The organism is Helicobacter sp., assembly GCF_017502485.1.
Lineage (GTDB): Bacteria > Campylobacterota > Campylobacteria > Campylobacterales > Helicobacteraceae > Helicobacter_B.
This window is the reverse complement of sequence record NZ_JAFVUX010000041.1, coordinates 1-19,820: the sequence shown is the minus strand read 5'-3', so window position 1 is coordinate 19,820 and position 19,820 is coordinate 1. Positions and strand designations below refer to the sequence as shown.

Here is a 19,820-nt window from a genome sequence, read left to right as displayed (position 1 = left end):
CTTATCCTTGTAATGACTTACCAAAGCCATAACCACTAGCTGCCCCACTAATAGCTGAGTTAGCTACTAAGATACCAGTACCTAAGCCTGAAGTAGCTTTCTTTCTACTAGCGTTTGCTGAGCGTATTCTATTGTTAGCTGTTAAGGCTACGCTCTGTTTTTCTCTATTTATCTGACTTAAGGCGTTGCTATTGTTGTAATCTGTCATACCTGTATCATAGTTTTGGTTAAATAGGCTGGTATTAAATACTCTATTGATTGAGTTACCCTGTGCATCTCCATAGGTATTATTTAGAGTTGCACGCTCTCTTATACCTTGTTTCTCTCTTTCCATAGTTTGTATAGCAGCTGCTTGGTCTTGCTCTTGTGCTTTAGCATCTAATGCTGCTTGGTTATTATTAGCTTCTTGCTGAGCGTTATATGTTTCAGTATCAGCAGCTGCTTTAACAGCTTTATTTTGCTGATTTGTTGAATACATAGTTGCTGCAGCTGAGGCTACTGCCATAGCACCCATTATAACTACTGGTGGGCACATTTATAATCCTCCCTATACATTGTAAAAGTTCTAAACTCACTTTTATTATCTAAACCTATCTTAGGTTCTCCACTTAGCTCAAATCCTATAAACTCAAGCCACTTTACACTCTCTTTATTTAGAGTTGGGGATACTATGTTATATAAGCACTCTAGCCCTAACCTATTAAAGCATATGTCTAAAAGCTCATAGGTAACACTATTTAAAGTAAATAAGTGGTCTTTAAAGGCTCTCTCATCAACTAAGAGCCATATTATCCCCATAGTTTCAGGGTAATTGGCATCTAAGCAGACACCCCCAACTGCTCTAACTCCTTTTTCATCTTTTAGATACCAGCTATAGCCACAGGCTTCTAAGCTCTCCTTGATAACTTGCTTTATATCTGTCCTACCTAAAGCCTTAAGCTCTTCTACCTCTCTTTTGCAAACCTTTATGCTTAGAACCTCATCAAGCTTATCTTTAGTAAATGGTAATATCTGCGTCATATAGGTTTTACCAATAAGTTTGTTAGAATTTCAAAAGAGGCACTTTGTAGGTTTATAGGTTTAACGCTTGTTGATTGTATCTCAACCCCTGTTCTTTTAGCATCTCCTCTTAATATAAAGCTCTTTTCATATAGCTCCCCTAGACTATCTGCTGCGTGATAGTTATACACTAAAATATCCTTTCCTTGAACTCTGTTTTTTATTGTTAAGTTAAAATCACATAGACCCTTTAGGTAAAACCTTACACGCCTTAGAGGTGTAGCAACTTCTATAGACCCTATTTGAGAGTTATCTAATTTAAGAAATATAGGGCTAAACTCATAAGTAAAATGGTATGGTCTGCCCACAGCTACTTTAAAGTCATATGTATCTCTTTGTTCTACTTTAGCACCTGTTTTAGCATTATATATCTCATCTTTACTATCTAATAGAGTAACCCTCTCTCCTGCTTCAAACTCTCTTAAGCAGTCTAGAGCTAAAGTATCATCTCTAACAAAGTCTAGCCTTAGTAGCCTACCTGATTTCATAACACAAAATAATCTACTCTCAAACTCACAAGCATACTCTATAGGCTCATAAAACTTCCATATGCTCCACGATGCTTGGTTTTTAGTATTTCCGTTCCACTCGTATTTATATATGTTTAATTCATTAGCTACTAAACCACCTATAAATACTACATTTTCATTTGTTACACCACCTATAAATCCTTTAGAGCCATTAACTCTTAGTATCTCAGGGCAGTGGCTATTTGATACAACTGCTTCAACCCCTTGAGTATTAGTCTGAGCAAAATACTCACGGCATACATAATAATCCCCTCTCTTGCCTAAAAAATAGACTACAGAACCTTGTATAGTTGGTTCTATATCAGGTGAGTTAGGATAGTTTAAAACAGGTGTTATAATAGCTGTCATAGCTGTTAAAGGCTCTTCTCCTGTGCTAAGTAAGAATTGCCCATTAGCTGAAAATAGTAGTAAATCAGATTTATTCGGTATAGCGTATAATAGGTTAGAGACATTACTATCACTAACGCTAATATCAATTGGTTCATCATCTAGGCTATCTGTTACCGTGCTAGGGTAAAAGTTAAAGAAGTCATTAGTCTTAGTAAGGCTAACGCTAGTCCCACTTAGTATCCCTAGTCTATTGCTAAATAAGAATATACCATTTATTCTAGAACCTATAAATGATGGGTGTGGTGCTGTATCATCATCACCTACTAGCCTACTAGCCCAAGCAACCTTCTCTAAACTAAAGTATAAACCTAAAGGGTTTGTATCAGTGCTATACTTTTCTATGTTTTGTCTTCTAACTAACTGTTGTGGCATAGTAGCTGCATCTATAGCGTGAGCTAGGTATGGTTGTCTATATTCAGCCCATACGCCTGAGCCTGTATCAACACCACTTGCTGTTCCTTTTTGATACTTAACCCAGTACCCACCACCTGCTTCATCTGCTTTACCTACTATCTTTAAAACAGCACCTTCAAAGCATCTTCCTGGTAGTTCAGTAAATGCTTGAGCCTGTCCTTTAAAACATTTAAGGGCAGCATCACCCCAGCTATCAGATACTTCTATATTAAAGTCTGTGCCATCTTTTTTAAATACTTTTACACAAGCCCCTGCTAAATCTACGCCATACCCAGCAGCTAGTAGCTGGTCGTATAAAGAAGAAGCTACAACATCTGTCTTATATGTATGGGCGTTATTTGTATTGCCACTAGTATATGAAGCAACTAGCTTATCATCTATAAAAACTCTGTAATTTTGCTCTGCTACCCCTTTATATACATAGACATATGCTATGCTGTCATAGGGTAACCTATCCATCAAAAGCTGTGGGTAGTAATTAGCAGTTCCATTTATAAAAGATACGCTACCATTGTAGCTACTCCTATTTCCTATTTTAAAAGTGTATGCAAAATCTGACCCATCTGCTCTATATATCCTTATAACCTTATCACTAACCCTATATAAACTATATGCTGAGTATCTATTTATACTTGCTACTAAAGTGTCCATACTCTCTCTTAGGGTATCTTTTTGAGGTACTTCTATTAATACCCCATCAAGTGTTAGCTGTATAGCAGGACTATACTCTACAACCTCCCTGCTATCTAATAAGGTTTGGCGTATAATCTCACTAGTCTTTAAAGTTAGTATTAGCATAGCTTTAGATTTACCAAAGTCTTCATCAGCAGCTTTTTCTGTTTGGGCTACTTTAGTTTTATTAGCTATAAATGTAAAATCAGCTATAGTAGCTAGGGCTAACTCTTTTTTAGGGTTATCGCATTTGATATATTCCTTAGATTGCTTATCATACTCGCAAGGATATACCTCACCATTAGCCCCACTAACTTCTATCTCTCCACCTGCTTTTACTTTTAGGATATATCTTTCTTCTTCATCTCTATTTATGCTATGATATAAATCTGTATCCATACCTTGGCTAAATGGTGTCCCTAGATATCTAGTAGGTGGTCTAGTACATAACCCTTCAACTAATGATGACCAACCATTTATCTGATTTTCTGCTTGATTATCTAGCCTAATAGTTGGGGCTTGTTGGCTAATACCATTAAAAAGCCCAGCTAAATGTCTAGTAACTAGATTGGTTTGTGCATTGGTACTATTTGTCATCTGTTGCCACCTTTAATCTAAATGATGATTTGACATTGCTAGATGAGGTAGCTGTCCTTAGCATAGTGTTATTAACTAATGAGTTAGTATTAGAGTTATTTAGCATAGATATCTTAGGTAGGCTTTGCCAAGCATTTGCTTTAAACCTTACTAAATCCTCTGCACCAAAAACATATTTACTAGGATTAAATATACAAGATGCTTGATGCTTTATTGCTGCTTTTACTAAAGCGTACTCCTTAACCTCTTTTGGAACATCTGCATCATCTATTTGTGGGTCTATTGCTAACTCTGTTTTGGTTAATTCATATGTTCTTTCATAGATATTCTTTGGAACTATCAAATGAGTTATCAAGCTAATCTCGGCGTTCTCCATAGCTTGAGCTGAGATAGGTCTTATCTTTTCATCAGCTATAAGCATAGTTTGTAAGTTATACATAGTCTTAGTCCTTAGATACTGCTCTACTACACTAGTATGCTCACTAGGTGTTATACCATAGACATTTACAAACTCTAGCATAACCTTATCATATAGCTCTCTAGGGAATACCTTATTTACTATTAAGGCTACTCTAAAATCTACTTCATACTGATTTCTCTCTTCTACTGATATTACAGCATTTTCTGCTGGTAATATAGAGCTTTGAAAATTAAAACTAGCTATATGTCTTACTATGCTAGGTATATTAGTACCTTCTAAAACCTCCATAGGGATAGCTTTAGAAAAACCATATCTACTAAATAACTCTTTGTTAGTAGCTTCTATAATCTCTTTAGGAACTTCTCTTCTAGCTATTAATCTCTTTTTAAAATCTATATAGTTCTCTTTAACACTCTCTACGCTTATAATGTATGTCTCTACATCTACAAACAAAAGAGCCTGTAATTTTAAAAGTGCTAAATCCCCTTTTAAACTCTTTGGAACACTATTAGCATAGCTTAGTAACTCCTCCAACTCTTCTTCAACTTCTCTTAGAAGTGTCTTTGGTATTATCTTTTTACGGATTATTAGTCTTTTTGCATCCATCTCATCACTCTCGCTAAAAGCATTTAATGTCTCAGAACCAATAGTAATAGCTTGAAGTCTCCTAGATGCTTTAACCACAACATAGTTATAAACTTCACTAGGTAACTCTGAGAGCTTTTTTTCAAAATCTAAATCCGTATAAGGTAAAGAGCTTAAAACAAAATCTAGTGATTGTAGGGCTAACTTTGCTTCAGGCTCTTCTATGTTTGTTACCATACCTTCTCCAATAGCTGTAAGCATCAGATTGACTGCATTTAATTCGCTTTGTATAGCCATAAATCTCCTTTTAAGAATAAGGGGCATATAGCCCCCTAGTTAATTAAACATAGTTCAGAGGTAATCTACCTGAACCTATGCGACCATTATCTTTGATGATTTTAGCCCAGCCTGCTGGTAAGCCTGCTGAACGAATTTCAACAGCACACTCAGGTCTTAGAACGCCCATACCACAAGCGATACTAGCTCTAGTCCAAGAACCCATACGCCCTGCATCGTCCCAAATCTTAGTAGTTATATCACCACCACGAAGAACACCAACAGCCTCAGCAGTAGCTACGATAGCCTTAGTACCAGTACAGTTAATTCCGTGGAATTTGTCATAGTACTCTGTGTTATTTGTATCAGTAGCATCTACTTGTGGTAGGTAGTTATGGTATGTTAGAGGTACTCCACCAATTTTAAATACCTCACCTTCAGCGTAGTTACCCACTTGACCACCAAAGGTATCTTTTAGTAGCTCTCTGTGTTCAATGATTTCAAAATATGTATCAGGGTCTGTTATACAAAATATCTGTCCTGTTACATTTTTCTTAATTAGCTCTTTTCTAGCTTCTATAAGAGACCTAGCAAAGGCTTTAACTCTTACTTCTAAATCACCATTAGCTAAATCTGCCTCAATTATCACTGAGCCACCATCACCTTCATCTAGAACATTTCTTAATCTAGCTGCTGTGATAAGCTTCATTTGGATATTTCTATCATATTTTTGAGCTAACACTTCACCCATTTTGCGTGTGTATTCGCCTCTAGCATTATAATGAACCATAGTCTCTTGAAAATCATCTGTGAAAAATGAAGTTACTAATGGTCTATCTAGCGTTAGTTCGCTTTTATCGTGAGCGATAGTTGAGCTTTGGATATGTTCTCCAGCGTTATGGTAGTACGCTCCTATCCCACCAATGTGTTCAAAACGAATAGACTTAGCCCCATTTGTGTTTTTTCTTTGGTATTTACCTTCCATTACGGTGCTTTTTTCAAAACTTGCAAGTATCTCTCCACTTACTTGTTCAACTAATAAGGCTCTATCATTAGCCTCTAAATCTTCAAACCCACCTGTTCGTGAGCCTGTATTTAAAATGTCTGTTACTCTATCCATATCTTTCCTTTAATTTTATTATTCTCTAAAGCCACCAAACTTTAAAGTTCTTTCTAATTTAGCTTGTAATTCAGCTCTATACTCAGGGCTTTTAGCATATCTCTCATCTTGGATAGCTCTAGCATAATCAACCCTAGAATAGAACACATCAGCACCACTAGACTTATCACTTTTAGAACCCATTATGATATTAGGTTTTTTATTTGATAAAGCCTTTCTAGCTGCAATACCACGCACATACTCTACTGCTAGGTTAATATCAGAACCTGTAACAATAGAGTTATAACGGTCAATCTCATCATCACTTAGGTTTTTACCAACCCACTCTATTAGCTCTTTATACTCATCTTGACCACCTACAGCGTTGTATATCTTATTCTCTGCTTGAGATGTTTTATACTCTGTAGCTCCCTTCATATTCTCTATGTAGTTATCTACAAGGTTCTTAGGGAACTGCTTATATAGCTTCTCTCTACTTTGTGGGCTGATATCCCCAGTAGTTAAGAACTCTGTTTCATATTCTGAATAGTTAAAATCAGCAGGTTCTGCAATGTCCTTAGCTGTGCTAGGTACAGTCTCAGTTGCGTTGATGTTAGGCGACCCTCCTGGTGAGCTAGTCTCTGCCACTCTTTGCGAACTATCGCTAGGCACACTTTCAGGATTAATATTCTGATTGTTGTTCTCATCCATTTAAACTCCTAGTTTCTAATTACTGTCATAGTTTTCTTTTTTATGGTGCCTTTGCCACTATCGTTACTAATTTTAAAAAGAGCTTCTGTGCTAACTCCTTTAGCTTCAGCAACCATACTATCAACCTTTGGTGCTATATCCTTTGGTGGTATCTCTTTTGGTGATGTTTCCTCTACTTCAGGAGCATCACTAACTACTCCATCTATCTCTTCTTGTTTTGCTTTTGTTGCCATTATTTCTCCTTTTATATTTTCTACATCATACCTTGCATAGCTTCAGGTGGTATGTTACCCATAGCTTGAGCCATACCCTGCATAGCTTCAGGTGGCATATTGTTTAATCCGTCCATAGCCCCCTTAGCTACCTGTGGTGCTATGCTTTGACCTAGTTGTTCCATCTGAGCTTGTTGTCTATTTTGCTCCATAACTTCAGGGCTTATTAGTAACTCATCAGGTTTAAGACCACTACTAACTGCCATCTGAGATAGTATGTAACCATAGTTAAGCATAGAAGCTGCTTGACCACCTAGTCCCATAGCTCCTTGGATAAAGCCCATTAGCTTATCTAGTTCAGCCCCACGACCCAATCCATCTAGACCTGTGGTAACTACTGGTTCTATAGCTTCAGAACCTTCAGGGAATATCCCAGCATCTCTTAATCTTTGTATCTTTAGCCTAATGTAAGGTAATTGAAACTCTTGCGATAATACTGTGTAGGTACCACCTAGACTAGCTTCTAACTCTGAAGCCATAGTTCTTATCTCTTCTGCTGTTACTCTCTCAGCTTGTCTTTGGATACTAGAGTTAAGTAAGAAGTGATAAGCCAAGTCTTGCTTTAAGTCATTTATACTCTCTCTTACTGCACCTAAATCCATACTCTTGTTTAACTGAAAGGCAGTAACTTCAGTAGCACGACCTGAGATAACTTCTAAGTTGTCTGCTTTAGCTATATCATTAGGGCTAGTAGTCCCATTAGGGTCGCAAAAGATTAGCACCTTAGCAGCTGCTGCTGATGCTTCTTGTCTAGCTTGAGATAACCCTTCTAAACTCCGTAGGTCGCCTATAACTTCATCTACATAACTTCTACCATAATCCTCATTAGGTAGTGCAGACCATCTAAGGGCTAGATAAGGTAACTCACCTAATTCAAACTCACCTGAACTCTCACTAATCTCTAGTCCATTTATCTCTTGGGTAACTAACCACTTACCTGCTTTATCATCTAAAACAGCTCTAGTGTATAAATCTACATAGGTTTTATTCTCATCTTTTTGAGATAATACTTTAGACCTTATAGCTTCATCACTAATAGCCATAGGGGCTATCTGCTCTTTTATGATAAGTTCTAAGAGATTACCTAAAGGGTCTCTTAGGACTACATACTGGTCTAGTCTATAAACCTTTAGAGTTATATCACCATCAGAGTAAGGGAAGTATAATAAAGCATTACCTGTAGTAATTAATAACCTAAGCATCTGATAAATCTGTAACCTCTCTCCACTAGTCTCTATGCTTTGCTGAAGAATATTTTCCATCTCTGCTAATGTGTTCTCTACTTCAGTAGTATCTCCACCAGCTTCAGCTATCATAGCAGGGTCTAGGGTAAATCTAAAGAACGGAGCATTAGGTGGTAATAGTGTCATCATTAGCTTTGATGCTAAGTTATTGACACCCCTTGCACCTTGGCTTTGATATGGCTTATATAAAGCTGTTTGTTCATCAAAGCTATCTGGTGGCTGTATGCTAGGGATAGTTAATTTAGCACACTCCCTAGCTCTTTCTAATACCTGATTTCTCTTTGTTTCTAGTCTCTTATATCTTTGAGCTAGAGATGTTTTCTCCTGTGTCATTTAGGCACTGCTAACCCTGCAGTTGGTGCAGTAGTTTTTTCTACAGGAACTGTTAGTCTAGATGTCCCTCTTCTTTTCTTTTTGTTGTTTTGGCTCTCTTCATCTTTGACTTTTAGTTCAGCTGTTTCTGCTGGTGCTGCTGGTGGTGGTGTTACAACTTTTTGACCACCGCCTCCTCCTCCTCCACACATATCAGTATTCTCCTTTCTTGTTATTATTTAATGCTTCTAATAGCATATCTACTACAGCTCTTTGACCTAGTCTAAAATATAGTTCTTTTTTATTTAATTTAAAGTCTTTAGAACTAATAGAACTAAAGTCTAATTTAGGTATAGCTAAGTCTAATTCTTTAATTAGTCTTTCATTATCTAGTGATACTTTCACCTTTTTCCCTCCTCCCATATGGGACACCCCCCATAAATAGGGGCTTTGAAGCCTATGATATTTCCGTTACTTTCTATATCACCATCTCTTAACATATATGCAACTCTTGCTTGAGTTAGAGCTTCTTTCTCTGCTTCTTCTTTTAGCTCTTCATACTCCTTTAATGTCTCTATATTTTTCTGAGTTGCTAAAGCTTTTTGATAGTGTTTTACAACTACCTCCCATAGGTCTTTTTTTAAATCTCCACTACTTTTAAGGGTGGTGTTAAACCAAGTTACTTTACTCTTACCAAAAGATGGGTAAGGGTATAAGCATAACTCTACAGCCTCTTTTGCTTTAACCTTACCAACACTTGGGCAACCCTTATAACCATCACTTGGGTCGCCTGTTAATACCTGCATAAAGAAAAACTTTAGACCTGATTGTGGGTCTATTTCATAGAACTCTTGCTTGTTCCAGTTATAATGTAGCCCTTCAATCTGATTTAAATCCTTATCAATATGGCAAAGGATACTTCTTTTTTCTTTAGTCATATCGATACAGCAAGCATCATCAGCTTCCATACCACCAACTATTACAAAGCCCAGCTCATTTACAGCATACTCCCTTAGAGCCTCTAGTAGCTCAGGTTTTTTGATATCTTTTCTATTGGATTTATAACTAGGTAATATCTTATATCTGAAGTTCTCCTTACCTGATATATAGGCTTTATAGCTCCTAGCCTTGGTATCTTTGATTATATTTTCTAGGTCTTCTTTTAGACAAGCCTTAGCACTTTCTAAATCTGTGTGTAGCACAGAGTTTGCACCATCATCATCAAAAGAGTATGTCTCTTCATTTAAAACAGCTGCTTTATAAATCAAGCTATCAGCATCTATGATGATGTGTCTATTTCTCTTTTTTATAGATGGTTTTTTATTTAACCTTATCAATAATAACTCCTTTATATTCTAAAAGGCTTTTTATTCTCTTTTTGAGAACTCTATTGTGAGATTTTAAATCCCCTCTAGCTTCATCTAAAGTTGCTAAGCAAACCTCAATAGCAGCTTCTAAATCCTTTTGGTCTATAAGGACTGCTTTAGATAGTATCTCTAGTATTAAAAAGCCTTGGTTTGTGGCTCCATTTATAATATCTAAAGCCTTTTTATATTCAGCCCCATCAGCTATAAAGTGGTTAGATAGTAGGTTGGCTTGAAAGCATCTAAGCATAACCACAAAGTAGCTATAATGTAAGAGCATACCTGCTTCATCTTCTTTTGAAAGACTATCCATAAAATCAGAGCTAATACCACTTAGCACTGATGCGACTGCGTTACTATTAAACTTAGTATCCATAACTTCATAATACTTATTAGCAAACTCTATAATCCTTAATTGCATACTATCTTTAATCATCTATTTCCCTTTAATTCTAAATTAGCTATGATAAAATCTATATACTGCTTAGCCTTTTTCAAATCTTCAATACCACCTTTTTCTTTGTATCTAGTGATATATTTAATAACATTACCTTCACAAAAGTTTAGGTCATTTGATACTATGTAGTCTATAGGTTCTATCTTTTTATTTTTGTAGTGTGACCCACCAACTTGCTCTGTTGTTTTCTTAGCGTATTTCCCATTAATACTCAAATCACTTAAATCTGAGTAAGCATATTCAGCACTTCCCATATAAATCCTTTCTTAGTGTGTTTCTTTCCAGTTGTTGCCTATCTTTGCTTCACCATCTAATCGTATTCTAAACTTAAAAAAGTCAGTTACATCTTTAAATGTTTCAACGCAAATATGAGCAACCTTTTGTGCATATTCTTCCTTGACTTGTATTTGAACTTCATCGTGGATATTTGCAACAAACTCATAATCAATACCAACTTTAAACTCCTTTTGTAATTTCTCATCTAGCATTACTAGATACTGTTTCATTACTACTGCTCCAGCACTTTGTAGCAGTACATTTAATGCAGCGTGTGCTGAGCGAACCTTAAGTATCCTACCATCTAAGCCCTTTAGCACCCCTGCAACCTTAACTCTTTTTGCCACAGCTTCTCTTAGTTGTGAAAGAGCTGGCATATTATTAAGAAACTTCTCTTTAATATCAGCCCCATAACAAGCTTGGCAAACTAGGAGTTCTGTCAGCTCGTTCCATTGACCTTTAGTTACCTTTACATACCTTTTACCATTTAACTCAAAGCTATCTTTTAAAAGCTTTGTGCGTATCTCTTTGTATTTCTTAGACCCTACATAGCTTAAGCACTCATCAGGTGCTATACTAATACCAATGCGTAGGTCTCCACCACCATATAAGTAGCTATATATAAATGTCTTAGCTGCTGCTCTAGTAGGTAGGTTAGCTGCTTTTTGATTAGCTGTATGTATATCACCATTTAGCACTTCATTAGCGTAGGCTCCATCATCATAGTAGGCTAAGTAGTGTGATAGTGTTCTTAGCTCTAGCCCACTAGCATCACAGCCAACTAGCTTATATCCCTTAGGTACTTCAAATAGCTCCCTACACTCTGTTGAGTATCCACCATCTGAGCCATATAGATACTCTCCATCTTTACCTATACTAACGCTAGGTACTTGGGCTACATTTGGGTTTGAGTGTGTCATACGCCCAGTTACTGCCCCACAAGTATTAACATAGCCGTGTATCTTTCCATCATTACCTACTTGGCTCATCCACGCTTGAGAGCCTGTAGCTAACTGGGCTAATCTTTTTTCTATCAAAAAATACTCATTTAATAGCTTAGCTTCACTATAATCTAGACTATCTAAAACCTCCGTATCTATCTTTGGTTCTCTACTATCAGTAAATACACTAGGCTCCCAGCCATATAGCTTTTTAAATTGATAGGCTATATGCTGTCTGCTACTAGGCTTGAACTCTACTAGCTTTAGCTTTTGTAGTGCAACCCCCTTTTCATAGCCTTTAGATTTATTATTAACCTTAGGTATAAATACATCTCCATCAGCCTCTAAGTAAGGCTTAAATATATCTTTAAACTGCCTTAGAAGTTCTGCTCTTCTTTTTAATAGTTCAAAGTATAGCTCTTCAGCCTTATCATAGTTGAACTTAAATCCCTGCCTAATCTGCCTAGCTATAATCTCTTGAACCTTATGTTCTAGCTCAGAGGCATAGCAGTCTAGATAAGCCTCCTTAGTCTTTAGATGCTCTACTATCTCTTTAGTTACTACTACATCTTGTCTGCAATACTCGCTCATCTCTTTAGACCACTCAGACCAGTCCGAAGTCTCTCCAAAGTCCCCCTTTAGAACTCCTAAACGATAACCCCAAGCCTTTAGAGAGTGAGACCCATAGAGCTTTGTAGGTATCTTTTTTTGAACTAAGTCCATATCCTTGACATCAGCATAAGCTAACCTAAGTTGAACTAGAGTGTCTGTTACACTCTTTGGTTTAAAATTAGGATATAGCTTTTGTATTGCTGGGATATCAAAGGATATGATATTATGACCACATATATCAGAGCCATCTAGTAGCTCTATTGCTTCCTTGCACTCTTGTTTGTCATAACTCTTTAGCGTATTATTTGTTGTATCATAAATTGATATGGTATGTATCTTTGTAAGTGTATCTAATAGCCCATCTGTTTCTATATCAAAGATGAACACTTTGTATCTCCTCATATATTTCTAGCATATTGTTTAAAGGTTTATAGGTATCTACTTCAGATACCTTAGCTACTAAACCTAACTCTTCATTGCTAAATAGAGTATTGATAATATCTTTTACTCTAATAAATCTTAAGTTATAAACATTGTCTATAACCTCCTGTGGGATATCCTTAGCAACTATTAGGCTATCTTCTTTTCTATATACCTTTACAATCTCATTTAGTATAAAATCATATAAGTCATAGGCTGTCTTAAAGATACCTAAGTTTTGCACTTCTCCACTAACATTGTTAGTTATCTTTAGTTCTAGGTAATTAATCTTTCTCACTACAATCCCTTACAATCTCTTTAAATAAATAGGGCTTATATCTATAAAGATTTTCTATTAAATCCCTAGCTTCATAATCATCTAGTGCATAAGCTAAATCTGCATAATCAGTATAATATTCATATATGTAATCTCCAATTTCATTACGCTGTGTTATTACTACTCTTTTTACATCCATAACCTCTCCTTTAAAATGGTATCTCTTCATCGCTATCACCCACTATTGGTGTTAGCTCTTCTTGGTTATCCATAGGTATCTCTACTAGCCTTCCAGTACTTTGTTCATACATTAATGAACCAGCAATACCTACTAAACCTATCTCTCTATTTTTTAAAATCCTTATAGTGCTGATATTCTTTCTATCATCAGCAGCTTGTTGGTTTCTCTCTAATGCTATTACAGCATCACTTAGTTGTTCTAAGCCTCCTGAACCTCTTAGGTCGCTTAGGCTAACCTGAGTTCCTTCATTAAAGCTGCCTTTATTAGTTCTCTTTAAATGCACTACTGCATCTATATGGCAGCCAGTCTCTTCTACTAGGCTTCTCATCTCAGTCATTAAGACATCAATATCTTTTCTCTCATTATCACTATCATTACCACTGATTGCAATAGAGATATGGTCTAAGAATATATGAGTAACACCTAAGCCTACGACCATATATCTTATGTTGTCTAATAAGACTGAGCTATCTAAAGAGCCAAAGTGTTTATAAAAGACAACTCTTCCACTATCAAATAGCTTAGTTTTACTAGCTTCCCAAGCTTCTTTAGATATACATTGTGGGTCTTGTCTTAGTCTTGATAAAGGGACATTGTTATCTAAGGCTATAAAGGCTTGTGCTGTCTTTGTAGAGTTCTCTTCTAAGAAGAGCATACCTACCTTAGCGTTGCTGTCTGTAGTTATAAAATGATATGCTAGTTCTCTTAGTATTGTTGATTTACCAATACCACTACCAGCAGTCCATATAATTAGCTCTCCACCCCTAGAGCCATAGGTCTTTTCTTGTAACTCTTTATAGGGATATGCGATACCATTTTTAATAGGCTTAGTAAGCTCATCTAGGCTTAGTTCGCTACCATTGATAATACCATCAGGTCGCCAAACCTTAGCTGCTTTTATATCGTTGTGTATAGCTACTTCACCACCATCTATCTTTAGCATCTCATTGGCATCTTTACCTTTGCTCCAAGAACATATCTTGACTACTCCAGCCTTAAATAAAGTAGCACAATCTTGCATAGCCTTCCTGCCTACTTCATCATTGTCAAATGCTAGGATTATGCTTTCAAATTGTAGTAACCAATCTAGCCTATTAGCTAGGGCTTTCTTAGCTCCTTGAGCACCAGTTGGGATTGATACTACAGCTCTTTTATGGTTATATACCTGACTTACACTAAGAGCATCAATCTCCCCTTCAACTATTATCAGCTGTTTTCCATTAGCTTCTGCACTCCATAGCCACTCTCCATATAGTAGCTTGTTTGAGCCTATAAAAGTAAAGCTCTTATCAGGGTATCTTAGCTTTTGAGCTTTTAAGTTACCCATTGCATCATAATAGTTGGCAATCTGACAAGGGTTGCCTTTATGTTTCCCACACTCATAGCCCCACTTTTGACAAGTGTTTCTGTCTATTTTTCTAACATTTAAAGCTTGGTATGAGCCTGTAACAAACTTATCATCTCTTTGCACTTTCTTGCTTGGTTGTTCTTTTGCACCTTCATCTACATTAGTCGTGTAGTGGTTACACGAAAAGCAATAACCACTACCATTGTCATAGACAGCAAAGGCATCAGAGCTCCCACACTCATCACAAGCAGTGTGATATAAAAATCGCCCTTCTTCTTTTTGCATATCTGTCCTTTATACTCTTTTGATTTTTGATATCAGTGTATCTACATACGCCGAAGTTTGGCTATCTTCATAGGTTACATAACCATCAGCATAGATAGCTACTATCTTTCCTTTAGCATTTTGTTTAGTACCTAAATCAATAATAGCCATACCTATTCTTAGGTCTTCTGCTCTTAGTACTTTAGGTGTTTTGCTTTGTTTTTTACTTTTTGCTAACTTTTCTCTTTTTTCTGTTTCAGATGCTAATCTCCAGTTAGGGTCTAGCTCATACTCTTTGTAACTTACTGGGGCATACTTTGACTTTTTAAATGCTGAACGAATACCCCAGCCCTCTTTTCTTAAAGAGTAGATTAAAAAATAAAGTTGTGCTGAATTGATTGCTAGCTCTCTTAGAGCAACTATGTTATTTATTGTATAACCTCTTTTAAGGTATGTTAATAATAATTCTTTTTTGTCTTTGTATCTCATTTTTGTCTTCTCCATTGTTCTATGTATTTTAAATTAACTTCATTGACTGGCTCACTTACCCAGCTTAAAGGGATATAGCCATCGTTGTATTTAAAGCCATTGGTATTACACCAAGTAGCATAAGTAGTCTTTGATATCTTAGAAAGTTTTTGAGTGCTTCTTTGGAATATAAAGCGTATATCTAAATCAGGATAGCAGTTCTTTATGTATTTATGTTTTTGCCTATCTGCTGAGGTAAATCTACCCTTAATCTCTATGATAATCCCATTTTCTAATATTAAGTCAGGGACATAATGCTTCACACTTTTGGGGGTGTAGGGTATCCTTAGAGCCTCATACTCATAAGGAACCCCACGCCGATGAAGTTCATTTGTAAGTCTAGCTTCAAATCCACTTCGAAGCCTTTCTCCTTTGTTGTTTTTAGAAGTCAATTGCATCGTCCTCGCTCATATCAAAGTCCTCAGCATCATCACTATTGCCACCACTATAACCATCAGTCTCAGTAAAGCCATAGCTTTCTGCACTATCACCATTATTTGTATTTAGCTCTATCACTTGGACTGCATTAAGTCTTAATGTAACACCACAATTCTTACCTTGAAAGTATGGGATAGGTGAGAAATTAACCTTGATAGCACTACCACCCCATATCTGAATATCTGCTGGTATTGGCTTTAGCTTAGCGTCAAATACTTTAGGTGCTGGTAGCTCTTTTACATTACCTTTCTCATCTACATATTTAGCCTTAGCTTTAAACTTAAACGCTATATAGTCTGTCTCGTTACCATCTTTGTCTAGGTCTTCTACCCAACCATAGCTCTCAGGCTCTTTCTTATTCTTAGGTGCTGGTAGGTCTTTTCTAAACTCTTCATAGATATCTTTTAATCTTTGTATTAACTCATCAGTCTTTGGGTCGTTCTTTGGTAGTAACAACTGAGTTGAATACACACCCATATCATCAAATCTAGTATCAGCTTCGTTTATTTTAGGGAACTTTGCTATCCCTATTGGTGTGTTTAGTTTTGCTGGTTTATTTTTTTGTGCCATTTTATGTCCTTATATTGAATTGATTAGTTGTGTGAGGATAGGGTGCTTATTACGCTCAAGCTGTCCCATATAGTGCATCCTCTTTAAAGCTTGTTTTTTAATTGATACTCTTGGTCTATCTAGAGCATCTTTACTTTTGATTAATAGCTCTTTTAAAGCTACACCTTCTAAGATAGCCAAGGTTAGTTGCTCAGGGTTAATGCCTAAAGCTACTATCTCCCAATGAAGTTCTTGGCTAGGTCTTTTGTTTGCCTTGATACAGTTATAAAACTGAACTATGTATGCATTTGGTTTTATGTTTGTTGCCTCCTTCTGTTTTTTCTCCGAGAAGGGGCATAGAAAAGGGACTTTTACCCTATGAGAATATGTACTTAGCCTCCTTAACTTTATTTATATCTAAGCTACCCTTACTAGGTAGAGGTGGTATAAGCTCCACTAAATCAGCTGGCATCTGAGCTGCTATTTCATCTCTAAACTTAGATAGATTATCACAGCTATACATTTCTACAAAGGCTTCCTTTAGAGCTTCTAGCATATCTTCAGTATCTGCAGCATATATCCCAAAGCTATCGTGGATTAATGCAAAGCTATCTATACCTTTTTGTACTGCTTTATTTACACTAAGTATTAAGTGAGCAGCGTCCATTGAGTGTATATAGTTAGGTGCTTGTCCTTGTATTACTTTCCTGTGGTTGATTAGGCTTGTGTCTTCTTGTATATCTAGCCTTAATCTAGAACCACCCCAAAATGTGCTAACTCTTTTTGTCTTTGGCTTTTTGTATATCTGCTTTACTACAAAGCCACTAGGCGTAGTCCATTGAAATATCTTATCAGCTCTTTGCATTACCCTAGCTACATCTTTTAGCCAGTCCATAGCTAACCTAGAAGCTACCACAACCTCACCTATGGCTTCATAGTTACACTTAGCTAGATAAGAGCATACCTTAAAGAACCCTGCATCATCACTTCTAAATATTTGTGGGTCTAGCTCTGAGTGTAGTTGGTCTATCATACCACGGCTAGTAACCCCATAAGGTGTTGTCATAGTATTTCTTTTACATACGCTTCTATCTATCTTCCCATCACATACCTTAGCTTCACTAATACCAGCTAAGGCATCATTATGAACTCTTTGAGCTACAACCATAGCAACTTCGTTATAGATATCTTTTGGTTTATTCTCATCGCTGTTTATAACATTAGTTGCTATAGCCCCACGCTCATCTAAGAGCAGTGCTGAGAAGTGTTGGATACCACTACAAGTACCATCTAATGCTATAGGTATATGGCTTTTAAAGTCAGGGCTATAACCACTTTGATAAAACCCATACCACTCATAACAAAAAGCTAAGAACTTCCAAGGGTCATCGCTATCCCACCACCACTTATTAGCATATGGGTCTTGAGCTACTGCTATAATGTCCTGCTCTCTTTCATAAGCCCATTTAAACCTATCATCTAAACTTAGCTTATCATCTCCAAAGGCATTAGCTCCGTGTAGGCTTAACCATTTACCACCCTTAGAGCCTATGGCTTTACCTTCAGCAAACTTAAGCAGTGCTTTGCTTACCCCCATACCTTGTGGGTTAGGGCAATGACCACTTTGAACGCTATATACTCTACCTCTCCAGTCTAAGTCATAGCAAAAGTATAGAGCTGCTTCATCTTTGAACTTACTAGCTGTGCTTATTAGGGTTTTATAGAGTATTCTCTTTGAGCGATTAGCAGTATTCTTTAGAGTTATCTCACTACATACAGCTTGATACTTTCTTACTAGCTCTAGGTTCTCTTCTTTAAACTGAGCAAACTCTTCTTTAGTCATATCCTTACTATAAGGGCTAGGTGGGAAAGGTATCTCATCTAAACTAGGTATATCTAGTTCATCTATGTTTATCCCTAGCTCTATGTAATGCTTTAACACAGCAAGTACATTAGTATTAATACCCCACTTAGTCTGCTGTATTGTATTGACAGCTTTATATACTAAAGGCATATTAATATCTTTTAGATATGTCTTGTGTCTGTTGTTTATATCTTTTACAAGAGGTACTCTAAGACTTTCAATACCACTATAAAAACCACCATATATACCTACTGCGTGGTCTTTAGGTGGTGCTATCATAGGGAATATAGCTGGGTTTAATAGCTCACACTGCCCTTCAACACTCTCTATATAACCAGCTAGTTCTAGCGTAGGCTTAACTACATATGCTGAGTGTTTGCCTATTTTCTTTTGAGTTACCTTTAGTAATCCTGTAGCTTCGTTAAATATTAGTATCATCTTATAGCCAAAGGATATGCGTTGTTCTTTGTCTAGTATCTCTTTGGTTATACCCTTGTCAGCCATCAGGTTTGTAAGAGAGTTTTTAGTTTTCTCTTTACTCTTAGCTCGTTTAGCATCTTTTGCTATGGTATCCATAACTAGCCTAGCATTACCTTCGCTTTGCTTAAAGCGTTCTATGTTTAGCTCATCTAATAAATGCTTAGTGATAAGGTCGCTTAGTAGAGTTAGCCTTACACTCTCTTTACTAGCTACAGCATTTAATATATTTCTTAGTATTATAAAACTAGCTTTATCTATCTTTACATCTTGTAGTAGCTGTATTAACTCTCTATCTTTAGCCGATGCTGAGTTGATATTGTTTTGTATAAAATCAACTAAGGCTTTAGCTAAGGGTTGCATTAATTGATATACTAATACTGAACCAGCTTTAGAAGTAGAGTATGAACCACTTTGCTTAGCCTTTATAAGCTCTTCTCTAGCCTTAGCTATACCCATATTAACACTTTCTAGTTCTAACTCTAGTTGTCTTGTATATGTATTATCACTACTATTTAATCTATTACTAAATATTTTATCTTCTAATAAACCTATAGTCATCTCTAATATCTCCTAAGAAAATCTAAAGGACTTCTAAAGATGCCTTAGGTATATCCTTTACATATGCTTAGGTATATACTTAGGTATATCCTTAGATATATCCTTTGTTTATCTCCTGTTTTTCCTCCCCCATAAGGGGCATAGTAAAGGGACTTTTACCCTATTTAAGTTTTCATCTAGTATTTTTAACTTTGAAATATAAAAAAATTAAGCATACTAAAAATAAGAAAAACAGCACCAAAGAAAATTAAATCTTTATCTAGTATTCTTAACTTTAAACTATAAAGGATTAAGCACACTAAAAAAGAATAAAAACATTACCAAAAAATTAAGATTTAAGGGTGTCAGTGGTACCTTTAACACCCTTTAGAAAAACCATTAGAAGTATGGTAGTATCGTGCTTAGAAGGTTGTTAGAAAACGGGCTCATAACCCGAGGGTCGGGGGTTCAAGTCCCTCTCTCGCAACCAATAATCATAAAATCAAATTCTTAGCCATCTAAATTAATTCTTATATAATCCTTAATTTTCATTTTACAGATTTAAGCATATTTTCAATAACACCCAGCGACATTTTCATATCTTTAGTTATATACCTTTGAGTCGTGGCAATATTAGTGTGT

Annotated in this window: 21 protein-coding genes; all 21 read right to left on the bottom strand. The window is 36.3% G+C overall.

Annotated elements, in window-relative coordinates:
- Position 1: 1 nt before the first annotated feature.
- Positions 2 to 535, bottom strand: coding sequence for a hypothetical protein (locus IKB69_RS08340; protein WP_290948281.1), 534 nt, complete (start codon positions 533 to 535; stop codon positions 2 to 4).
- Positions 520 to 1,020: a hypothetical protein gene (locus tag IKB69_RS08335; RefSeq protein WP_290948278.1), complete on the bottom strand. Its 501-nt coding sequence runs from the start codon at positions 1,018 to 1,020 to the stop codon at positions 520 to 522. Before IKB69_RS08335 ends, IKB69_RS08340 begins: the two co-directional genes overlap by 16 nt.
- Positions 1,017 to 3,662: a hypothetical protein gene (locus IKB69_RS08330; RefSeq protein ID WP_290948276.1), complete on the bottom strand. Its 2,646-nt coding sequence runs from the start codon at positions 3,660 to 3,662 to the stop codon at positions 1,017 to 1,019. Before IKB69_RS08330 ends, IKB69_RS08335 begins: the two co-directional genes overlap by 4 nt.
- Positions 3,652 to 4,965: a hypothetical protein gene (locus tag IKB69_RS08325; RefSeq protein WP_290948274.1), complete on the bottom strand. Its 1,314-nt coding sequence runs from the start codon at positions 4,963 to 4,965 to the stop codon at positions 3,652 to 3,654. Before IKB69_RS08325 ends, IKB69_RS08330 begins: the two co-directional genes overlap by 11 nt.
- A gap of 43 nt (positions 4,966 to 5,008) precedes the next feature.
- Complete coding sequence (locus tag IKB69_RS08320) at positions 5,009 to 6,064, bottom strand: hypothetical protein (RefSeq protein ID WP_290948272.1); 1,056 nt, start codon at positions 6,062 to 6,064, stop codon at positions 5,009 to 5,011.
- Positions 6,065 to 6,082: 18 nt separating this feature from the next.
- A complete protein-coding gene (locus IKB69_RS08315; RefSeq protein WP_290948270.1) occupies positions 6,083 to 6,754 on the bottom strand; it encodes a hypothetical protein in 672 nt (223 codons plus the stop codon).
- An 8-nt stretch (positions 6,755 to 6,762) separates the two neighbouring features.
- Positions 6,763 to 6,987: a hypothetical protein gene (locus IKB69_RS08310; RefSeq protein ID WP_290948268.1), complete on the bottom strand. Its 225-nt coding sequence runs from the start codon at positions 6,985 to 6,987 to the stop codon at positions 6,763 to 6,765.
- Positions 6,988 to 7,007: 20 nt separating this feature from the next.
- Positions 7,008 to 8,603: a portal protein gene (locus IKB69_RS08305; RefSeq protein ID WP_290948265.1), complete on the bottom strand. Its 1,596-nt coding sequence runs from the start codon at positions 8,601 to 8,603 to the stop codon at positions 7,008 to 7,010.
- Complete coding sequence (locus tag IKB69_RS08300; protein ID WP_284935954.1) at positions 8,600 to 8,794, bottom strand: hypothetical protein; 195 nt, start codon at positions 8,792 to 8,794, stop codon at positions 8,600 to 8,602. The genes IKB69_RS08305 and IKB69_RS08300 overlap by 4 nt, the downstream gene beginning before the upstream one ends.
- Before the next feature lies 1 nt (position 8,795).
- Positions 8,796 to 8,987 (bottom strand): hypothetical protein, encoded by a 192-nt coding sequence (locus IKB69_RS08295; protein WP_290948262.1) that lies wholly within the window; start codon positions 8,985 to 8,987, stop codon positions 8,796 to 8,798.
- Entirely contained in the window at positions 8,984 to 9,919 is a 936-nt protein-coding gene (locus IKB69_RS08290) for a hypothetical protein (RefSeq protein ID WP_290948260.1), read from the bottom strand. Before IKB69_RS08290 ends, IKB69_RS08295 begins: the two co-directional genes overlap by 4 nt.
- On the bottom strand, positions 9,903 to 10,382 hold the full coding sequence (locus tag IKB69_RS08285) for a hypothetical protein (protein ID WP_290948258.1): 480 nt from the start codon (positions 10,380 to 10,382) through the stop codon (positions 9,903 to 9,905). Before IKB69_RS08285 ends, IKB69_RS08290 begins: the two co-directional genes overlap by 17 nt.
- Positions 10,379 to 10,657, bottom strand: coding sequence for a DUF3310 domain-containing protein (locus IKB69_RS08280; RefSeq protein ID WP_290948256.1), 279 nt, complete (start codon positions 10,655 to 10,657; stop codon positions 10,379 to 10,381). Before IKB69_RS08280 ends, IKB69_RS08285 begins: the two co-directional genes overlap by 4 nt.
- Before the next feature lie 12 nt (positions 10,658 to 10,669).
- Entirely contained in the window at positions 10,670 to 12,619 is a 1,950-nt protein-coding gene (locus IKB69_RS08275; RefSeq protein WP_290948254.1) for a DNA polymerase, read from the bottom strand.
- Complete coding sequence (locus IKB69_RS08270) at positions 12,606 to 12,950, bottom strand: hypothetical protein (RefSeq protein ID WP_290948252.1); 345 nt, start codon at positions 12,948 to 12,950, stop codon at positions 12,606 to 12,608. The genes IKB69_RS08275 and IKB69_RS08270 overlap by 14 nt, the downstream gene beginning before the upstream one ends.
- On the bottom strand, positions 12,937 to 13,128 hold the full coding sequence (locus tag IKB69_RS08265) for a hypothetical protein (protein ID WP_290948250.1): 192 nt from the start codon (positions 13,126 to 13,128) through the stop codon (positions 12,937 to 12,939). Before IKB69_RS08265 ends, IKB69_RS08270 begins: the two co-directional genes overlap by 14 nt.
- 10 nt (positions 13,129 to 13,138) lie before the next feature.
- A complete protein-coding gene (locus IKB69_RS08260) occupies positions 13,139 to 14,803 on the bottom strand; it encodes a DnaB-like helicase C-terminal domain-containing protein (RefSeq protein ID WP_290948248.1) in 1,665 nt (554 codons plus the stop codon).
- Between the two features lie 9 nt (positions 14,804 to 14,812).
- Complete coding sequence (locus IKB69_RS08255) at positions 14,813 to 15,271, bottom strand: hypothetical protein (RefSeq protein ID WP_290948246.1); 459 nt, start codon at positions 15,269 to 15,271, stop codon at positions 14,813 to 14,815.
- The gene (locus IKB69_RS08250) at positions 15,268 to 15,708 is read right to left on the bottom strand and encodes a GxxExxY protein (protein WP_284935963.1); all 441 of its coding nucleotides are present in this window, start codon (positions 15,706 to 15,708) and stop codon (positions 15,268 to 15,270) included. The genes IKB69_RS08255 and IKB69_RS08250 overlap by 4 nt, the downstream gene beginning before the upstream one ends.
- On the bottom strand, positions 15,692 to 16,318 hold the full coding sequence (locus IKB69_RS08245; RefSeq protein ID WP_290948241.1) for an ssDNA-binding protein: 627 nt from the start codon (positions 16,316 to 16,318) through the stop codon (positions 15,692 to 15,694). Before IKB69_RS08245 ends, IKB69_RS08250 begins: the two co-directional genes overlap by 17 nt.
- Before the next feature lie 355 nt (positions 16,319 to 16,673).
- Complete coding sequence (locus tag IKB69_RS08240; protein ID WP_290948239.1) at positions 16,674 to 19,199, bottom strand: DNA-directed RNA polymerase; 2,526 nt, start codon at positions 19,197 to 19,199, stop codon at positions 16,674 to 16,676.
- Positions 19,200 to 19,820 lie beyond the last annotated feature (621 nt).